Here is an 18,135-nt window from a genome sequence, read left to right as displayed (position 1 = left end):
CTACAACGGCCACTTTATTTCCTTCCCTTCTTTCATCGAGCGGTAGATGGCCGTAAATAACTCGACAGTTTTTCTACCCTCTTTTCCATCTACCATCGGCGGTCTGTCATTGATGATCGCATCCACGAAGTCCTGGTTTTGGGCCCGGATGAAGTATTCAATGGGATCCTCTCTGTGAAACAAGTCGACGTCTTCTTTTTCCCACTGTGCCACCAGGCCTTCTTCGCCTGGCACGGTCCAAAGGTCGGTTTTGGGTGGCTCCTGCACTTTTGAGATACCTGCGATGAACATCGCCCCTCCGTCGGTTTGTACACCTACCGATGCGCCATTGGACCCATGGATATGTACTTTTCCGTAAAGCCCAGGCTTCTGCGAATTACTCAGAATGAGGTTGGCGATACCACCTCCTTTGAACTTAATGATCGCCACGGCAGTGTCGTCTACTTCAATGTACGGATGGTTGATATTGTTCCATACGCCATACAGCGATTCCATTTCTCCGCCCATATACCATTGCAGCAGGTCGATCTGGTGCGGGGCTTGGTTCACCAGCACACCGCCTCCTTCGTGCTCCCAGCTACCTCGCCAGGGGTCGCTTTTGTAATATTCTTCGCCACGCCAGCCAAGCAGCTGGGCTATTCCCAAAGCAGGCTTGCCAACCTTCCCGGCGTCAATCGCCTGTCTAATCCTTTGCGAAGCTGGTAAAATACGCCGCTGGCTCACCATGCCCAGCTTCTTTCCGTATTTCTTTGAGGCAGCAATCATGGCGTCACAGTCTTCCAGTGTGGAAGCCAGAGGCTTCTCCACCAGCACGTGCGCACCCTGGCTCATGGCAGCTTCCACCGCCTCCAGGTGGTTAGGGTGAGGCGAACAGACTGTGACCATATCCAGCTTTTCAGCCGAAACCATGTCGGCAATATCCTGATAGGCTTTGGCCCCATACTTCCCGGCAAAAGCCTCTCCCCTTTCCTTACTCCTACTGTGTATGGCTACCAGGCTGGCATTTTTGATATTGACGATGCCATCGGCATGCATGCCTGCGGCTTTTCCACTTCCAACTACTCCTACTCTAATTTTCTCCATTTTTTCTTAGGGCTTTAGCATCACTTTCATGAGGCCTTTTTCTTTGTTATACAATCGATCAAACCAGGCGGCGCCTTCGGATAACGGTACTTCCGCCGACAAAATACTTGTTACGTCCAGGCGACCGGAAGCGATCAAATCCAGCACCGCAGGATATTCGCCATTGATGGCGCACGATCCCTGCACTCTTATTTCTCTTGTCACTACCGACTGCACTGGGAAATTGATCGTGGGTGTTACATTGCCAATCAATGTCACTTTGCCTCCTTTGCGAACAGCAGAGATACAGGTATTCACACTATCCTCCTCTCCCACCACCTCAAACACTACATCTGCCCCACGTCCGTCGGTCAAAGCTTTCACCGTCTCCATCAACTTCGGGTCATCCGGCAGAAAAGCGTGGTCAGCACCCAGTTTTCTGGCAAGACCAAGCTTAAAGTCGTCGATATCCACGGCAATCACCTTCCGGCAGCCTCTGATTTTTAGTAGCTGAAGCACAAACGAGCCCACCATGCCTACTCCCACCACCACCACGATATCGGTCATGGAGGGTTGGGTAATTTCGATACCATGAAGCGCTACACCGGCCGGTTCCACAAAAGCGGCCTGCGTGTATGAAATGGCATCGGGAAGTTTATAAAGAATGTGCTCGGGCAATACCACATATTCTGCGAAGGCACCATCTTTTCGGAAATCTGGCGTAGACACGCCCACCACCATTTTACCATCACTGAGCTGGTAATGACCTTGCCGTGTAAACCAGTCATCTTTCTTAAAAATGGTAGAATCGAAAGTAACCCTGTCCCCCGCCTTCCAGTTGGCCACATTGCTCCCCACTGCTGCTATTTCCCCGGCAGCCTCATGCCCCATGATAACCGGAGGAAGCCGTCTACCCGAGCTGCCATCCATGCCATGAACATCGCTGCCGCATATCCCAGCGGCTTTAACTCTCACCAGCACTTCGTTGTCGGCGACCTTCGGGTCGGGCACTTCCTTATACGTAAATTGATTGTAAGCTTCCAGCACAAGGGCTTTCATGGCAAAAGGGTGTTTAATGAGCTCATAAGATAAGGCAAATACCTATCAAGAGGCAATCCATGTATCACATTTTGCCCCGTCGATGGCTCAAGTTTATGCAATAGTTATATCTTTATTATTGCCAGCCAAAACAAGCCTGCTGATTAGGCCTTATTTAAATATATCATACTGAGAATCACTTTGCCAAATTCTCAAAAAAAGATTTAGATTTAAGGATTAGCTTAAAAATGACCCTATGAATAAGACTACTACTTACTTAAACTTACTATTTCTACTTTTATTCGCTGCCTCAACGGCGATAGCTCAAACCAGCATTTCGGGCAAAATAACTGATGCTGCCAATGGCGACGGACTTGCCGGAGTCAACATCCTTGTGAAGGGCAAGGTGTTGGGCACTGTAACCGACATCAATGGAAACTTCAAACTCAGCGTCAGCGATGCGCCTCCTTTTACGCTTCAAATATCCTACATAGGGTATACCACACAGGAGTTTGTGGTAAGCAATGCTGCCATGAGCAATATTGACATCAAGATGCAGGAGCAAACGATGCTCGGGCAGGAGGTAGTCATTTCAGCCTCCCGTGTGGAAGAGAGCATCCTTGAGTCGCCGGTATCTATCGAGAAGATGGACATCCTGGCAGTGCAGTCCACCGCTGCTGACAACTACTACAAAGGCATTGCGTCACTAAAGGGAGTGGACGTCACCAGCAGTAGTATCAACTTCCAAATCATTAATACGAGAGGATTTGCCAACACCGGCAACACCAGATTTGTGCAGCTTACGGACGGGATGGACACTCAGGCACCAGCGCTTAACTTCCCAATTGGCAACTTAAATGGCCCTTCGGAACTGGATGTGGAAAGTGTGGAACTGATCCCAGGTGCTTCGTCTGCACTATATGGCCCCAATGCTTTTAACGGGATTCTACTGGTCAACAGTAAAAGTCCCTTTGAATACCAGGGCGTGAGTGCCTTCTCAAAAGTAGGTGTTAACCATGTGGGAGGCGGGGAAAAATCAGGTCACGATGCCGCTCCCCTTTACGAAGGCGCCCTTCGTTACGCCAAGTCATTCAATAACAAGTTTGCTTTCAAGGTTAACCTCGCCTACAGCAAGGCTGAGGACTGGCACGGCACGAGCGACGTAGATCGGGAAATAGCCAGGACGCCTGAAGGTTTCAGCTCTAACCCGGGATCAGACAGGTTGCATTATATGGGCGATGAGGCTTCCATCAACCTCGCTATTTTCCCTCTCAGCGCCAACTGGAATGTGTTGGCCAGAAATGCCGTATTTGAGCCGGGTGTTTCCGCCCAGACCTACGCCGCCGCTGGCGATCTTCCGAGCAACGTGGTCTCTGTCACCCCATACAAGGAGGTTGATCTCATTGATTACGGCGCTGAAAACAAGAAAGCAAGTGTGGGACTTTTCTATCGCCCCAACGATAGAATGGAATTGAGTTACCTCTTCAACGGGGGCTGGGGAACAAGTATCTACACTGGTGCCCAGAGATATTCGCTGAACAACTTCGGCATTATGCAGCACCGGCTGCAGTTACGAGGTGATAATTTTTATGTGCGTGCTTACACAACCAGAGAGAACTCAGGAGATTCTTATATCACGGAGTTTTTGGCCAAAAGGGTCAACGACCTGGCCGCTGCAAGGGTCAATCCTAACTTTGACGTTTCAAGCGCTTTGGGTAATTACGGCATAGAATACCTTAGATATCTGTACAATTCGGGTTACGCTCCGGGCGACGTCAATGCACTATCTGATGCAGAAAGAATTCAGGTGCAGCAGGCGGGCCATGCCTACGCAAGAGGTGTTTTCAATGACCTGTTTACACTTGACCCCAATTCGAAGGAATTTCAGGACATAAAGAAAAGGGCTTTGGTTGGTGTGGTTCCAAAAGGCCCGGGATTCAACGACCGTACAAACTTGTATCATGCAGAAGGTCAGTACGACTTCAAAAATGAGATCGATTTCATGGAACTGCAAGTGGGTGCCAGCTACAGGTTGTATGAGCTCAACTCTGGCGGAACGATTTTTGACGATGCAGATGCGCCCATCACCATTGCAGAACAGGGTATCTACACACAGTTTGGCAAGTGGATAGGCGAACGTAAGGTGAAACTATCAGGCTCTGTTCGCTACGATAAAAACCAGAACTTCAAAGGACGGGTGAACCCAAGGCTTTCAGCGGTTTGGAAGGTGAAAGAAAACCACAACCTGAGAGCGTCGTTCCAGACTGGATTTAGAATACCCACCACACAAGGCCAGCACATCGACCTTAGCATTATCAGTGCCAGGCTACTAGGAGGGCTTCCGAGATATGCTGAGAAGTACAATCTTACCGAAGTGTCAAGCACTGGAGTTCCACTGGGTTATGAAGGCTTTTCAGTTCAGAACTACGGCACAGCAGTATTCAATCAGGGGGCGACTCCGGCAGCAATCTTCAACCCGGCCAACATTGCCCTGTTGACGCCCGTAACGACTTTCAATCCAGTGAAACCAGAGCAGGTGAAATCGTTCGAAATAGGCTATAAAACGTTGATCCAAAACAAACTCCTGATCGATGCTGGCTATTATTATAATATCTATGATGATTTTATTTCTCAAATCAGAATAAGAAAAGCGACAGAGTACACCTCTGCCACTGCACCCAGCCCTGAACTGGTAGGCACACCCAACTATGCCACAATTCTGAACGGAACTGATCTGAATACTTTCCAGATTTACACCAATATTGATCAAACCGTAACATCGCAAGGCACTGCTATTGGGCTTACCTACAATTTAAGCAGGGGATATACCATTTCGGCCAACCATAGCTGGAACGTGCTGAACGATGTACCGGAAAACTTCCTGGCCGAATACAACACACCTGAGCACAAAGTGAATGTGTCGTTTGCCAACCGAAAACTGACGGATATTATTGGTTTCAACGTGGCCATGAGATGGCAAACTGAGTTCGAATGGCAGTCGTCTTTCGTAGCACCAGCGTTTGGAATGGTGCCAGCTTACACCACGGTGGATGCGCAAATGAGCTTTAAGTTGCCCAATATCAAATCGATGCTGAAAGTTGGCGGTTCCAACATTCTCAATACCTATTATATCCAAAGCTTAGGCGGCCCCAATATTGGCGCTATCTACTATGTGTCGCTCACTTTTGATGAACTAATGAATTAATCTAACAACAATTTGCCCTTAAAGGCTGTCTTTGATACGACAGCCTTTTTTATTTAAGCCCATGACTATGAAAAAGAATTATCTGCTCAGTTTCCTGTTTATTCTACTGCTCGGCATCACCTCGTGCCAAAAAGACGACGACGGAGGGCCTTCGGTAAAGTATACGAACCTAACCGAGGCAACCTCATTTTTAAGCAGATCAGCCGGAGAATTGAAGACTTTTGTTGCTGTCGCTGGCATTGACATCCCAACTGATAGGTTCATTTACAACGTAGACATCTACAAGATCACCTACGAGACAACCTATAAGGGGCAGACAATTACCGCTTCAGGAGTGGTCATTTTGCCCGATACGGAGGAGAAAGTCAGCATGATCAGCTTTCAGCATGGCACCATAGCCTCTCATGCAGAAGCGCCTTCGGCTTCATCACTTCAGAGCACCTCTCTCATTCTTTACGCCGCTATGGCAAGCCCTGGATTCATTACGGTTGTCCCTGATTTCATTGGCTTCGGAGCGTCAAAGGAGCTGCTTCACCCGTATTATGTAAAGGAAGCAACGGCAACGGCGGTTGTGGATGCGCTGAAAGCTGCTCACCAGTTGGCGCAAGAAAAAAAAGTGAATTTCAACTCCAATTTGTTCCTTGCCGGGTATTCTCAGGGTGGATACGCCACCATGGCAGCTCAACAGTCAATTGAAAATGATCCTCTGCCTGGGTTTGACCTTAAAGCGTCTTTCCCTTCATCGGGAGGCTACGACGTCAAGGGCATGCAGGAATATTTCTTCGGGCTTGAAACCTACGACAACCCGTTTTTCCTGGCTTATGTGGCGCTTGCCTACCAAACATACTACGACTGGACAGAACCTTTGTCTAACTTCTTCAACGAGCCTTATGCTGCCGAAATTCCAGCGCTATTCGACGGAAGCAAAAGCGGCGGGCAAATCAACGAGGAATTAAGCTATACTATTTCTGAATTGGTACAGCCTGATTTACTTGAAAACATTGATACCAACCCAGATTACCAATACCTGGTAGATGGGTTTAACGACAACGGACTGACCGACTGGACGCCTACCACCAAAACCTATATGTTTCATGGCACGGCAGATGTAACAGTACCCTATCAAAACTCTGTGGACAGTTACAATAAACTGATAGAAAATGGGACGCCAACGTCTGTCCTGACCCTCACTCCTTTGGAAGGATTCACCCATTACACAGGTGTGGTGCCCTATGTGGAGGCTTTTGTCCCATTGTTGTTGGAATATCAATAAGAGAAAACTAAAAAGGCCGGATGATCCGGCCTTTTTTATTTGTGCTAATGTTGATTCAAGTTTTATAACGGTGACAACACTCCTGCAATTACGTGAATCACTCCATTACTATTTTCTGCTGCGTTCGGCAAAGCCACTTCTGCATCGAAAGTAGTATATGTTGACTGAACGTTAAGGTCTACTGAACCATTGCCATCCAAATAGATTCCGACACCGTTTTTAGGTGGTATAGCAGCAGTATTATTGAATACAAGAATTTTCCCTCCTGCAGCAGTATTGAAAGACTTTCCAGTTGTCAAATCCGCTGGTGCGATAGTTTGGCCAAGCACCACGTGATTTGCAATAATGCCATACCACTGCTCACCGGTAAATGTGTTGGCAGTAATTTGTCCGGCAGTAAAAGTTGCATTGGTGGGTGCAAAAACTGTATGAACAGTGCTTCCAGCCAGAATAGACGTCAATGTTGGCTTACTGTTCGCTACAGCATATGCATCGCCAAGCTTAATACCAGCTGCCAAAGTGGTGAAAGGCGCTCCAAGCAGGATGGTTCCTGCATTAGTTCCCAAAATAGGAGTTAACGACGTGCCAACAGATGGTGGAATTAATACCGTAGCCACTAAATGCACCACACCATTGGTAGCCTTCAAGTCAGCCGACACGATCTCAATAGCCTGGTTGGTTGATCCTGTTTTCAGAGTACCGTCGGCATTCACAACAATTGCTTCTGTCTCAGCTGTAGTCACTGAGGTGCCTGCAGTCAAATCAGCTTTCAGCTTGGTGCCGGACACAACATGGTAAGACAATACACCTTTTACAATTTCAGGGTTAATGTCAGTGATATCTGATGGAAACCCTGGCGTAGCAAGAAGGTTTTTGAAAGCATAATTGCTTGGGGCAAAAAGCGTGTATTCAGTAGAGCCGCCCAGCAACTCAACCAGATCAGGATATACACCCAAATACTTAACAAGAGAGTCCAGTGACTCCTTCTCATCGGCCCCGGAAGCCTGCTTGTATTTATCAGAGCTAATCAGCTCCACAATGTCCATTGTTGGCTTTGCTTCTTCGTCATCTCCGCCGCAACCGGTGAAAACAAGGAGACCAAGCGCCATGGCTGGCAGGCTAAATATCTTCGCCCATTTAATAAAGTTCATTTTCATAACGTGTAGTTTATTGGTTCAAATCGAGAACGAAATATAGCAAGATTATTCAAACAAACGTTTGAAATGTTATAAAATAGTATGCATGACGAGTAGTTTGATCATTCTACTACACAATAACCGTCACTTCACGCATTTGTTCACGAGGTCACCAGCCTGAACAACTCAAAATATATCAGTTTCGAGCAGAAGTCACTTTCCTTAAAAGTAAGTATTCCCCAGGCGTCGCATATTCCCTATCTTGAGAGTAAACTAACACTAATAATTATGTCAACTATCAAGCTTTACGCCAAAAAGGATGATTTCACATCGCTGCCCCCCAAGTCAACTGTAATTTCTGTTACGGAATCCACATCAATGATCCCAGCTTACGACATCCATGAATACAACCTGGCTGGGCTGTCGGTATATGGTTTTTCTTATCAGGTAAACTGCGTTGATTCCAATTTTGCTCTCGCTTCAATGACCATACCCGCCTACTTTGAAGAGGCTCGTGTTGTCAACGGAAAACGAGTAGACATGCACGGCCTCTTCCTGGTGAACATGGGCGACAGCGCTGGCTACCTGAAAGAATTTTTCGAAGACAAGCGAATATTTGGGCCGTTTGGTTGCCCAAAACGAGTGCTGGCAAAAGCAGGCAATGGGACGGGTGTGTCCAAAGAATACTTTACTTTCAATAACATGCGCTTCTATCCATTCATACTACCCGACTTCACAGTTGGCTACTATGTATGCGATGGTGCTGTACCTCCCCGGGGTGGGGAACCAAGAGGCGCATGGAGGGCTTATGACCCTGCAGAAGACGGCGTCGCACTGGATGCCCCGGTCACCTACGATCCCACACTTGGCCTTTACATTACCAGGGCTGCACACATCGAACCCAGGTAAGAAAGTCTTGCTACTGCCCCTGGCAAACGAGCCCTGACCAAAAATGCGGATGGGCCATAAGCTCGTCCGCTTCTTTCAGGTATTTGCGTTTAGCAAGTGAAAGGCTGGTAGCTGTACTTTTTCCAAGCCTTAACCCTTCATAAAAGCTCCCAACCAAAGTCGAAGTGGTGCCGTCGGAAAGATTCCACAAAGACGCTACAACGTTGCTCACCCCTGCCTGCTTAAATGCCCTGGCCAGGCTATAGGTGCCTTCTCCTTCCACCACGGGCCCAAATGCTGACTGACAGGCCGTGAGCACTACCGTATGCGCCTTGATCGACAAGGGTGCAATTTCGTACCCATACAAGGCATCCTGATCGAGGCCCGTGGGAGAATAGCAGTCAATCTTATTCTCCAATTTATCTGCCAAACTGGACGATGCATGTAAACCCAGGTGGATAATATCTCCCGCCGCCACCAGGTCGTCAATTAACCTTTGTCGGGTTACTTCTTCGTTTGTTCTCAGCAGGATGTCACTCCCCGAAAATATCTTATGCAGGAGTGCCACTTCCTTTTTTGTGCCAGGCAGGGCATAAAGCTCACCCAGGCTTTTGGTAAACGAGTAAGCAACAACTTCATCTGTTCGGCTTGTCTGCATATGCTGACTCAGGGAATAAATTTGCAAACTCGGCGCATAGTTTACCTCACAGGTCCTGATCAAATAAGGTGCATCCCGAAATGAAACGGCCACCTCCTTTGTAAGCACTTCAAACGGGAGATATGCCAACGCACCGTCGGGAATGACCAGAAGAGACTTTTGGATATTGCCCAGCGGCCTTATCAACTTGTCGTACAGCAGTGCTGAGGATTCCATAAAGGCCTTTTTTGCCTCCTCATCCTGTCGATTGGGCAGCTTCGACAGCTGCGTGCCCACCACATTGAGAGCAGTGGTAAAAGACGTATCCACCTCTACTCGTTCAAATAGGCCCTCGCCGCCGTAACTTAGGGCATAAACATAATCGTCGCCCACAAAATACTGCACAAAGGTGGCTTCACGGGCGTCTGCCATGTCGGCATAATAAGCATACGAGTCTGAGTTTATCTGATATTTGGCTTTGTAGTAGTCCGGGTATTTGTCCTGCATGTCGGCATAGTAGTCATCGGCCTTTCGCAGTAGCATAGTCATTTCCCTTGAATCGTAAGCATAGCTCCTCTTCATCGCCGCTATCTGAGCCTTCAACCGAAGCTCTCTTGTCCTGAACTCCTCGGGCACTTCCGAAAAATACTCCTGGTTCCGGGCCAGCAGATCCTGATAGGTGATCAGCCCCTTGCTTCTTTCCATATACAAATGTGCCTGATTCAAAAAGGAAGCGTCTTCTGTCGTCTGAAACAAATAGTAACTTGTCTCAACTCCTCCAGCATAGACCTTTCGGCCGATGCGCAAAAACATGAGCAGGGCATCCTCCTCCACAGCCCTAATTTGTTGGAACATCAGCGAATCGATCAACTGGTATACTTCAAATGATCGCCTTAGGCTCTCCTGGTCAGAAGACCTGTCTTTATAGCGTTGCAACTCAATTTCCGCCAGTTGCTGGTAGTTCACGAAATTAAAACCCCGGTTGGAGACTTCGGGCGACGTAACAACCTCCCAGGAGAAAGGGGCATTTTTGTAGGGTGAAAAGTAGACGATGCCTGCAAAAATATTCTTCTCCGCCTTGTCATACTCTCCTAATTGCCGGTACAAGTATGACAGCACCCAAAATGCCTCTGTTGTTTGCACAATATCAGGAAGCTTTTGTCTGGAAAAGTGTGCCACAGCCCTCTCATAGGCATCGATACTTGCCTGAGCATCTCCCCTTAGAAAGTGATAGAAGCCGTGCAAACGGTCGGTGCTAATCCAGGCATTGTTTGCAAAGTGAGCAGGCAAACTTTCCAGACGCATCATTTGAAGCCGAAACAATGAGTCGTTGTTCACGATCATTTCATGCAGGGCCCTTTCTCTCAAAAGCTTGGCCAAACTGGTTGTATCTCCTTTCAATTGAATTTTCTCATCGGCAAGCTGGTAGTAATAATTCGCCGAATCGAACTTCTCCATTCTCCGCAGGAGTGTGGCCTTCAGGATCAGCAATTCATGCAAATCTCTGCTCTTAGGTTGGTAGCGTAGGCCCTGTTCGGTATACCCGAGGGCGGCGACCAGATCCCTGTTGGTAATGGCCACTTCTGAAAGTTGAACGAGAAGTCGTGGAATATGGGGCGACAGCACTTCAAAATCGCCCGCCATATCCAGCGCTTTTTTGTAATAGAAATAAGATGAATCAGTTTCGCCGTGCACCATCTGATGACACCAGGCAAGCTGCTCCAGCATGGTAAAATATTCGAAAGTCTCCTTTTTGTCTTCCGACCGAAGTAATGCCCCTGTCTGATAAAAGCTCTTGAGGCCAGACCGGCCATTTCTTGTTTCAAAAATCCCCTGAAGAAGACTTTCTACTGCTTTTTGACTGACAGTAACGGCACCCGGCAAACGCTCCAGTGAAAAGACAGTAAGCGTGTCATTTGCCAGAAAGCGGCATAGCTCCGTGTTGATGGAAGCATACACTTGTTCTTCAGGCCCCAGCACCTTTGCCAGGCTATCGTACAATTCATAAGCTTGCTGGTATTCCCCTTCATTTCTTTTTTGATCAGCTAACAAAACGGGAGACGAAAAGCTGTGCGTTGATGCCAGATTACGTTCAATCTCCCTCTTGTCCTTAGCACTACAGGCTACCATAAGGGCAAAGACCAGCACAGCCAAAGCTTGCTTACAAAGCAGGCTCAACAAGCTCTTTTTTGTCAAAAAAATAAATATACTGAGCACACCTGTAATGGGCCTGCCGCCGGTGTCCTTCATAGAACCGATCCTCTGAGTTGTTTAGTTAGGTACAATAGCACACAGTTGCTACCGGAAAGTAAAGTTTACTCATCGTGAAAGCAAAAGGTGCCACTGGAAATTGTGGTGCAACACCGATTGCCGCAGGTAAAAACGAGTTTAAAAAAATGATTACCTTCCAATAGCAAAAACAAGCCTATGCTTCATGCCCGAAGAACATTCATTAAGAAATCTGTTGCTGCTTCGCTGGCCGGAATGCTGCCGTTTGATCAATTCATTCTATCTATGCCCCTTCAAGACACATCTTACACCGACTATCAGGCCTCTCAGCGCAAAAAACTGCTTGGGCTGTTGGGAGACTTACCCACCCAGCATACACCCAAGCCTCCGCAACTAGTTAGAAAAGAAAAACGCAAAGGCTACACCCTGGAGCACTTGTTATTCGACTTCAACGGGCTGGAGAAGGTGCCCGGCATCCTGCTGGTGCCCGACAACCTGAAAGGTAAAGCCCCTTGCATGCTGTACTGCCACGCCCACTTTGGCACTTATGAAGTAGGGAAAGAAGAATTGCTCAACGGCCGAACTGTGATGCCGGCCTATGCAGAAGTGTATGCGCAAAAGGGCATCATGACCCTGGCCATCGACAGTTGGTGCTTTGGCGAAAGGAACCGGTTGAAAAATGGAGCGTTTGGCGAAGCCGACACCTTCAAGGAAATGCTATGGAAAGGGCAAACCCTTTTTGGCATGATGCTGTGGGACGAAATGAAAGCCCTCGACTACCTGCTGGCCCGGCCGGAAGCCGACACCAGCCTGGTGGGCGTGTTCGGGCTTTCTATGGGCGCTACCAAAGCCTGGTGGCTGGCGGCACTGGACACCCGCATCACCACCTGCCTCGACCTGTGCTGCCTCACCGACTTTGATGAGCTGATGAAAATCGGCAATCTCAGCGGTCATGGCATCTACTATTATGTACCTTCATTGCTCAAGCATTTTTCTACCAGCTCCATCAACGAGCTCATTGTTCCCCGCCCTCACCTCAGCCTCAATGGCAGGCTGGACCTGTTAACGCCACCCGCTGGAGTGGAAAAGGTGAGAGATTACCTGCTGCCGCTGTATAAGCAGCATGGCCGGGAAGAAGATTGCCTCATCGAGCTGTTTGATTGTCCTCATGAAGAGCTGCCTGAGATGCGGAAGCTGGTGGTGGGGTGGTTGGATAAGTATTTGGTGAAGGGGTGAAAGTCTTCCTAAAGCGGTTTAATAGAAAAATATAGTAATGGTAAGTTTTTTCTAAGCTGTTTCTTCTCCAGAAACCCACCGAAAACTACCTGACCATGAAAATACGTTCACTCTGTTTCCAGAAACCTGTATTACTTGTACTCAGTTTCACAACCCTCTTGTTTGCCTGCAAGAATTCCGACGACTCAGAAGAGCCTGCGACTGACGACGACATGCCAATATTCGCCGAGGCACCTGCGGCAATTAGTATCGCTGAACGAGCTGAGCGAATTGACTGGCTTACACAAAACACATACGTTCCTCGAAGCATTGACCCGTTTGATGAGGACTACTCCGACCTGGCCTTCCTCAAAGACGTAATTGGGAGCAAAAGAGTGGTAATGCTCGGCGAAATGTCGCATGGGGATGGCTCGACCTTCAAAGCCAAGGCCCGACTTATCCGTTTCCTACATCAGGAAATGGGATTTGACATGATCGCCTGGGAAAGTGGCCTTTACGATTGCCACAAAGCATGGACAAAAATTGAAAACGGTACCAAAGGGATGGAGGCAGCCCGCAATTCTATCAATATACTTTGGTCTGCTACCTCTGAGGTTTATCCCGTATTCAACTACTGGGATGGAGACGTGACTCCTTTGGAACTAATCGGATTCGACATCCAGTTCTTTGGCAACTACAAAAGCAATTTCACCACGGATCTTAATGCGTTCCTGAAAAATAATGATGCTACTTTTGCCGCTTCGTCAGGCTGGACAGGCCTGAGCAGAGAGCTGGTGACTTTATTTAGCTATTATGATGCCCCCACAGTGCTCGGTGATATCGACTTCGGACTGATCGACAATGGGCTTACCGACCTGGTAACAAAACTGCAGACGTTCACCCAGAATGACGAACTTCCTCTTTTGTCCCAAAGAGACTTTTGGGTGCAGGTCTGTGAAAGCACCATAGCCGTCAACCTAAGCGAAAAAGGGCTAGGAAAAGAAACTGAACTCGATTTTGTGCCGAAAAATCAGGAATTTCTCAAAATACCTCTCAAAATTTGTTTCTGATGAGCGTATTGAGGCCATTGCAAAAGCATCGTCATTCAAAAAGCGTAAGTCGGTCATTTCGCCAAAGGCATTTCTGGACGTGGTTTTTTTTAGCAATAATGGCAAATGCCCTTCTCTATCTGAATACAGTATAGATCTTGCACATCATCATGGCGTGAGTGTTTCTAAACAAGCTCTTGATAAGCGTTTCAATAAAAACACAAAACAGATGCTTGCAGGACTTCTCCAAGAGGTATTGACACAGCAAATGGCCCATAATTCAGAAGAAAGCATTCCCTCCAGTTGGTTTACTGATATCCGTATCATGGATAGTTCAGAATTTAAAGTATCCAAAAAGGTAGCAGATACTTTTCCTGGGTATGGAGGAGAGGGAAGGGAAGCCAGTGTTCAAATCCAATTTGAGTATCAGTTGCTAGGCTCTAAGGTAACCGAGATTTCCATTGGCTCATCACGAGATTCTGATAGCATTGAGGGGATGAAGAATATTGAGAAGGTACCTCCCAAAACATTATTGCTAAGAGATTTAGGGTATTTTTCTCCTAAGGCATTTAAAGAGCTAAGCAGCAAAGACATCTACTTTATCAGCAGGGCAAAGTCACAATGGAATTTCTATATCCTCAAGGAGGGAGAATACTCATTACTTCCAACAGCCTCTATTATCAGCTTATTAAAGGAAAAGAAAGAAAGGTATCTGGACATGGATGTATATGTTGGCGAAAAAACTCGTACTAAGGTACGGCTTGTGGCTAATTTGCTCACAAAAGAACAAAAGCAGAAACGCTTAAGGAAGAAATCAGCGAATAGAAAATTAGGGACTGACGTGTTAGAGGCCATTGGCTTGAATCTATTTGTAACCAACGTGGAAAGGGAAAAATGTACCGCCTCTCAGATTTATGATCTCTACACATTGAGATGGCAGGTAGAACTTGTCTTTAAAACCTGGAAAAGTGTGATGAGATTACATAAAATACACCCAGTGAATGCGACCCGTTTAGAATGCATCATTCTCATCAAGCTGCTGTGGGTAATGTTAAACTGGACTTTTCTTAATCACTTAAAGAATTTAACCCAAAAGGATTTGAGCTTTCATAAGCTAGTCAGTACGCTACAAGGGCGATCTAAAGTGTTAACATTACCTGTGCTGCAAAACAGTCACCGACTCATCGAATGGCTGACGGATTTGTATCGAATCAGCAACGCATTTCATGAAAAAGAGTATAAAAAAGGGCAAAAAAAAGTATCAGATATTCTTACCAAAACATACTTAAATGTAGTCTTAAACCAGTAAATTAGATCAACAAAAACGGTCGGCCATTCCGATAAATGGCTTTCAAAAAACATGGAAAATAAAACTCGGCCATGCGGAATGGCCTTGCCATATCCACCAATTATTTCTTAGGTTGACGGCTATGGTGAAAGCACACTGGGCTATGCAGAATTCACACAACTTCTGGCAGTAGAAAAGGATTATAAGAAGGCTGGTAACGCACGAGACAAATATATGGGAGGCAATCTGAACTGGATGATCAACAAATTCAGCGACAGAAAGATCATCGTTTGGGGTGCTACCACTCACCTTTCGAGAAACTTGGATAAGGTGGCAGTATATGATGTGGAAACCGATAAATTCCCACTGTTGGCTCCCGAATTTATAACTATGGGCAATTACACGCATGAAACTAACAACAGTCACATTTACACTATTGGGTTTTCAGCCTATGGAGGAAAATTAAATGACTGGACGAAAGGGAAAGCAGTTGATCTGATCGAGCCATTGGATGGCAGCATAGAGGACCTACTCGGTGAAGTCGGGAATGACTTTGGGTTTGTTAACTACAGAAGCGATCTCGCACCCTGGATGTCACAACCCTTCGTTTCCAAACCTTATGGTAATGGCAATGTGCTGGCTATCTGGCCTGAGGTTTTTGATGGGCTTTTCTATATCAAAAACATGGAGCCCTCAAGCTACAATCCCTAACCCTGCTCCCTGAACTCCAAAATATTGCCCAGCTGGCATTCAAATGAGTGTTTGAGACTAATAGTTCACAAAATGTGAACTATTTCATTTATCTTTGCTGTTGCAGATATGAGGGTTCACCTGATCAAGAAAAAGACAATTGAAAACTACGTAGCTGTTCACTCGCAGTTCAAACCTGGTTTTACAAATTGGCTGGGAAAGTTAAAGTTTGCCGATTGGAATGAACCTGGAGACATTAAGAGCACATTCAATACAGCAGATTTGTTAGGCAATGGCAGTAGCAGAGTAATATTTGATATCGCTGGCAACAATTGCAGGGTGATATGCAAATATGCTTTTGGAAGTAGCACAACCCACCTGTTTGTATGCTGGATTGGCACTCACGCCGAATATGATAAACTCTGCAAAAGCAATTTACAATACACCGTTAGCAGCTTTTAGCGATATGGAAACTTTAAAATACACGGTAATTAAAAGTGATGACCAGTATCACAAATACTGTGCGCAGCTGGAAGACCTCCTGGAGTCAAATCAAGATGTCAATGTTAGCGATGAAATAGATTTACTCACGCTGCTGATAGAAAAGTATGACGAAGAGAACAACAGCTTCGATGAAACTGATCCGGTAAGCCTCCTACGCTCCTTCATGGAAGAACACGAAATAAAGGCAAAAGACCTTGTTGACCTTTTGGGTATAAGCAAAGGCTATGTCTCTGATATTTTAAACTATAAAAAAGGGATGTCGAAAGAAGTGATTCGCAAGCTCTCCACGCATTTCAAAGTAAGGCAGGAGGCGTTTAACCGGCCCTATCCTTTGTTCGACACAAAGGCAACTGTGCAAAAGCGTGCCAGCCTGGCCAACTAATCCTCCTCCTCCCTGAACTCCAAAATATCCCCCGGCTGGCACTCCAGTATTTTACAAATAGCCTCCAGCGTAGAAAATCGCACTGCTTTGGCCTTCCCTGTCTTCAGTATCGACAGGTTGGCTTCAGTGATGCCCAGCCTGTCGGCCAGGTCTTTGGAACGGATCTTCCGCTTCGCCATCATTACATCGAGGTTGACTATGATCGGCATCAGATAGTGAGTTCGTTTTCCTGCTGAATTTCCTGCCCCTGTTCGAAGGCGACACCCAACACCATGATGATAAGCCCCATTAGAAACACGGTAAAGTCAAAAGACGAGTCCGAAACAACCTTTACCCCATCAAAAAGGTAATTGTATTCCAGCCACCACACCATGGCCTTCGCCACCAGCCAATTGGCAAATGGAGCAATAACAATCAGCAAACCGAGCAATTTCACTCTTTGTATATTGTCCCTATTGAAAGAGTTGCTTCTTCTCACGTCGTTGATAATACTTTTGAAAACAAAGAGCACATAGGTCAGGTATCCAACAGATAGGTACACAATCGAAAGTAGTAGTACTTTTAAGCCTCCGTCAATGGGTTGGCTTAATTTCATAGTGTCTACCCTGATTTTGAACGATTCGGGAATGCTGTTCGCCAGGGTTTCGCCAAGGCTTTTCTGCAGTACGTCCGACTGCACCCTGAGATGGGGTTCGCTCATCTCGTAATACCGTCCTTCCTTCATAGTCACGAGAGAAACAGTGCCTACAGCCACGCCCAGCCACAGCAACAACATAAGGAAGGTGATGACACCCTGAGCGATATTGAGTTTTTTCATATCATCAATTTTACAACTACAAGCTATTTAAAAATTGAACTGAACCGTCTCGAATGCGCTCTTCCTAAATTGTCAGTTCGTTTTCCTCCTGTATTTTCTGGCCCTGCTCGAAGGCTACGCCTAGCACCACAATCAGAAGCCCAAGTATGAACACCGGCCAACCCAGATTGGCGTCTGTTTCCAGGGTCATTCCTTCGAAATGAAATCGATTATCGATCCAAAACGAGAAAAAGACATTGAGTATCCACTCGCCCAAAGGAGCTAGCACAACCAGCGTACCGATAAGCTTCACTCTCTTGCTACAGCTCAGGTTGAACGGTGTGCCCTTCATCACATCATGAATGATTGTTGCTATGAGCCAGAGTATCCAGAGCATATAGCCCGACACCATAAACATCATTGCGATCACAATCAGTCTTAGGTTGAGATGCACCGGCAGCCTCATTTCCAGCGTTTCTACAGAGAGCAGCATGGGCTTATCCGGAACAGGCAACTGCGACCTCAACACTTCCTGCAATTGATCCGATTTGATTACCCAATGCGGCTGCTCAATCTCGATAAACACACCTTCCTTCATCGACGCAAAGAAGATGGTGACGAACACCATCCCTAAAATCAGCAAGCCCATGCTGGCTTTAATAATGATGCGAATGATGCGAAGCTTATTCATGTTATGCGGAAATTAATTATTGATAAACAATAATAATATATCTTTTATTAAT

General features: G+C 46.6%; 16 protein-coding genes. 9 read left to right on the top strand and 7 right to left on the bottom strand.

Features of this window, described 5'->3' with window-relative positions; translation table 11 throughout:
- Together ACMVP2_RS22015 and ACMVP2_RS22010 are read right to left on the bottom strand one after the other, a co-directional pair.
- Window positions 1-1,083, bottom strand: coding sequence for a Gfo/Idh/MocA family protein (locus ACMVP2_RS22015; RefSeq protein WP_416865132.1), 1,083 nt, complete (start codon window positions 1,081-1,083; stop codon window positions 1-3).
- A 6-nt stretch (window positions 1,084-1,089) separates the two neighbouring features.
- Window positions 1,090-2,121, bottom strand: coding sequence for a galactitol-1-phosphate 5-dehydrogenase (locus tag ACMVP2_RS22010; RefSeq protein WP_416865131.1), 1,032 nt, complete (start codon window positions 2,119-2,121; stop codon window positions 1,090-1,092).
- Window positions 2,122-2,356: 235 nt separating this feature from the next.
- Here ACMVP2_RS22010 and ACMVP2_RS22005 point away from each other — a divergent pair, with 235 nt between their 5' ends.
- Window positions 2,357-5,305: a TonB-dependent receptor domain-containing protein gene (locus tag ACMVP2_RS22005; protein ID WP_416865130.1), complete on the top strand. Its 2,949-nt coding sequence runs from the start codon at window positions 2,357-2,359 to the stop codon at window positions 5,303-5,305.
- A 67-nt stretch (window positions 5,306-5,372) separates the two neighbouring features.
- Entirely contained in the window at window positions 5,373-6,578 is a 1,206-nt protein-coding gene (locus tag ACMVP2_RS22000; protein WP_416865129.1) for an alpha/beta hydrolase family protein, read from the top strand.
- 62 nt (window positions 6,579-6,640) lie between these two features.
- Here ACMVP2_RS22000 and ACMVP2_RS21995 read toward each other — a convergent pair whose 3' ends face one another.
- Window positions 6,641-7,735, bottom strand: coding sequence for a fasciclin domain-containing protein (locus tag ACMVP2_RS21995; protein WP_416865128.1), 1,095 nt, complete (start codon window positions 7,733-7,735; stop codon window positions 6,641-6,643).
- A 267-nt stretch (window positions 7,736-8,002) separates the two neighbouring features.
- On the opposite strand from ACMVP2_RS21995, the gene ACMVP2_RS21990 reads away from it, so the two are divergent.
- Entirely contained in the window at window positions 8,003-8,623 is a 621-nt protein-coding gene (locus ACMVP2_RS21990) for a hypothetical protein (RefSeq protein WP_416865127.1), read from the top strand.
- A gap of 10 nt (window positions 8,624-8,633) precedes the next feature.
- Here ACMVP2_RS21990 and ACMVP2_RS21985 read toward each other — a convergent pair whose 3' ends face one another.
- Window positions 8,634-11,489: a CHAT domain-containing protein gene (locus ACMVP2_RS21985; RefSeq protein WP_416865126.1), complete on the bottom strand. Its 2,856-nt coding sequence runs from the start codon at window positions 11,487-11,489 to the stop codon at window positions 8,634-8,636.
- A gap of 177 nt (window positions 11,490-11,666) precedes the next feature.
- Here ACMVP2_RS21985 and ACMVP2_RS21980 point away from each other — a divergent pair, with 177 nt between their 5' ends.
- The 6 genes from ACMVP2_RS21980 to ACMVP2_RS21955 all read left to right on the top strand — a co-directional run bounded on the left by ACMVP2_RS21980 (window position 11,667) and on the right by ACMVP2_RS21955 (window position 16,596).
- Window positions 11,667-12,704: a dienelactone hydrolase family protein gene (locus ACMVP2_RS21980; RefSeq protein ID WP_416865125.1), complete on the top strand. Its 1,038-nt coding sequence runs from the start codon at window positions 11,667-11,669 to the stop codon at window positions 12,702-12,704.
- A 95-nt stretch (window positions 12,705-12,799) separates the two neighbouring features.
- Window positions 12,800-13,753 carry a hypothetical protein gene (locus tag ACMVP2_RS21975; RefSeq protein ID WP_416865124.1) on the top strand — a complete coding sequence of 318 codons (954 nt, stop codon included), beginning with the start codon at window positions 12,800-12,802 and terminating at the stop codon, window positions 13,751-13,753.
- On the top strand, window positions 13,701-15,041 hold the full coding sequence (locus ACMVP2_RS21970) for an IS4 family transposase (protein ID WP_416864363.1): 1,341 nt from the start codon (window positions 13,701-13,703) through the stop codon (window positions 15,039-15,041). The genes ACMVP2_RS21975 and ACMVP2_RS21970 overlap by 53 nt, the downstream gene beginning before the upstream one ends.
- A gap of 135 nt (window positions 15,042-15,176) precedes the next feature.
- Window positions 15,177-15,731, top strand: coding sequence for an erythromycin esterase family protein (locus ACMVP2_RS21965; RefSeq protein WP_416868213.1), 555 nt, complete (start codon window positions 15,177-15,179; stop codon window positions 15,729-15,731).
- 108 nt (window positions 15,732-15,839) lie between these two features.
- Window positions 15,840-16,172 carry a type II toxin-antitoxin system HigB family toxin gene (locus ACMVP2_RS21960; protein ID WP_416865123.1) on the top strand — a complete coding sequence of 111 codons (333 nt, stop codon included), beginning with the start codon at window positions 15,840-15,842 and terminating at the stop codon, window positions 16,170-16,172.
- Between the two features lie 4 nt (window positions 16,173-16,176).
- Window positions 16,177-16,596: a helix-turn-helix domain-containing protein gene (locus ACMVP2_RS21955; protein WP_416865122.1), complete on the top strand. Its 420-nt coding sequence runs from the start codon at window positions 16,177-16,179 to the stop codon at window positions 16,594-16,596.
- On the opposite strand, the gene ACMVP2_RS21950 is transcribed toward ACMVP2_RS21955, so the two are convergent.
- From ACMVP2_RS21950 to ACMVP2_RS21940, 3 genes are all read right to left on the bottom strand, one after another.
- Window positions 16,593-16,805 (bottom strand): helix-turn-helix domain-containing protein, encoded by a 213-nt coding sequence (locus ACMVP2_RS21950; protein ID WP_416865121.1) that lies wholly within the window; start codon window positions 16,803-16,805, stop codon window positions 16,593-16,595. The genes ACMVP2_RS21955 and ACMVP2_RS21950 overlap by 4 nt on opposite strands.
- Window positions 16,805-17,413, bottom strand: a complete 609-nt coding sequence (locus ACMVP2_RS21945; protein WP_416865120.1) for a DUF2975 domain-containing protein — start codon at window positions 17,411-17,413, stop codon at window positions 16,805-16,807. Before ACMVP2_RS21945 ends, ACMVP2_RS21950 begins: the two co-directional genes overlap by 1 nt.
- 64 nt (window positions 17,414-17,477) lie before the next feature.
- Complete coding sequence (locus ACMVP2_RS21940) at window positions 17,478-18,083, bottom strand: DUF2975 domain-containing protein (protein ID WP_416865119.1); 606 nt, start codon at window positions 18,081-18,083, stop codon at window positions 17,478-17,480.
- Between the last annotated feature and the right edge of the window lie 52 nt (window positions 18,084-18,135).

This window comes from Imperialibacter sp. (assembly GCF_048007035.1).
Lineage (GTDB): Bacteria > Bacteroidota > Bacteroidia > Cytophagales > Cyclobacteriaceae > Imperialibacter.
The sequence above is the reverse complement of the archived record's forward strand: the minus strand, read 5'-3'. Positions and strand labels throughout refer to the sequence as shown.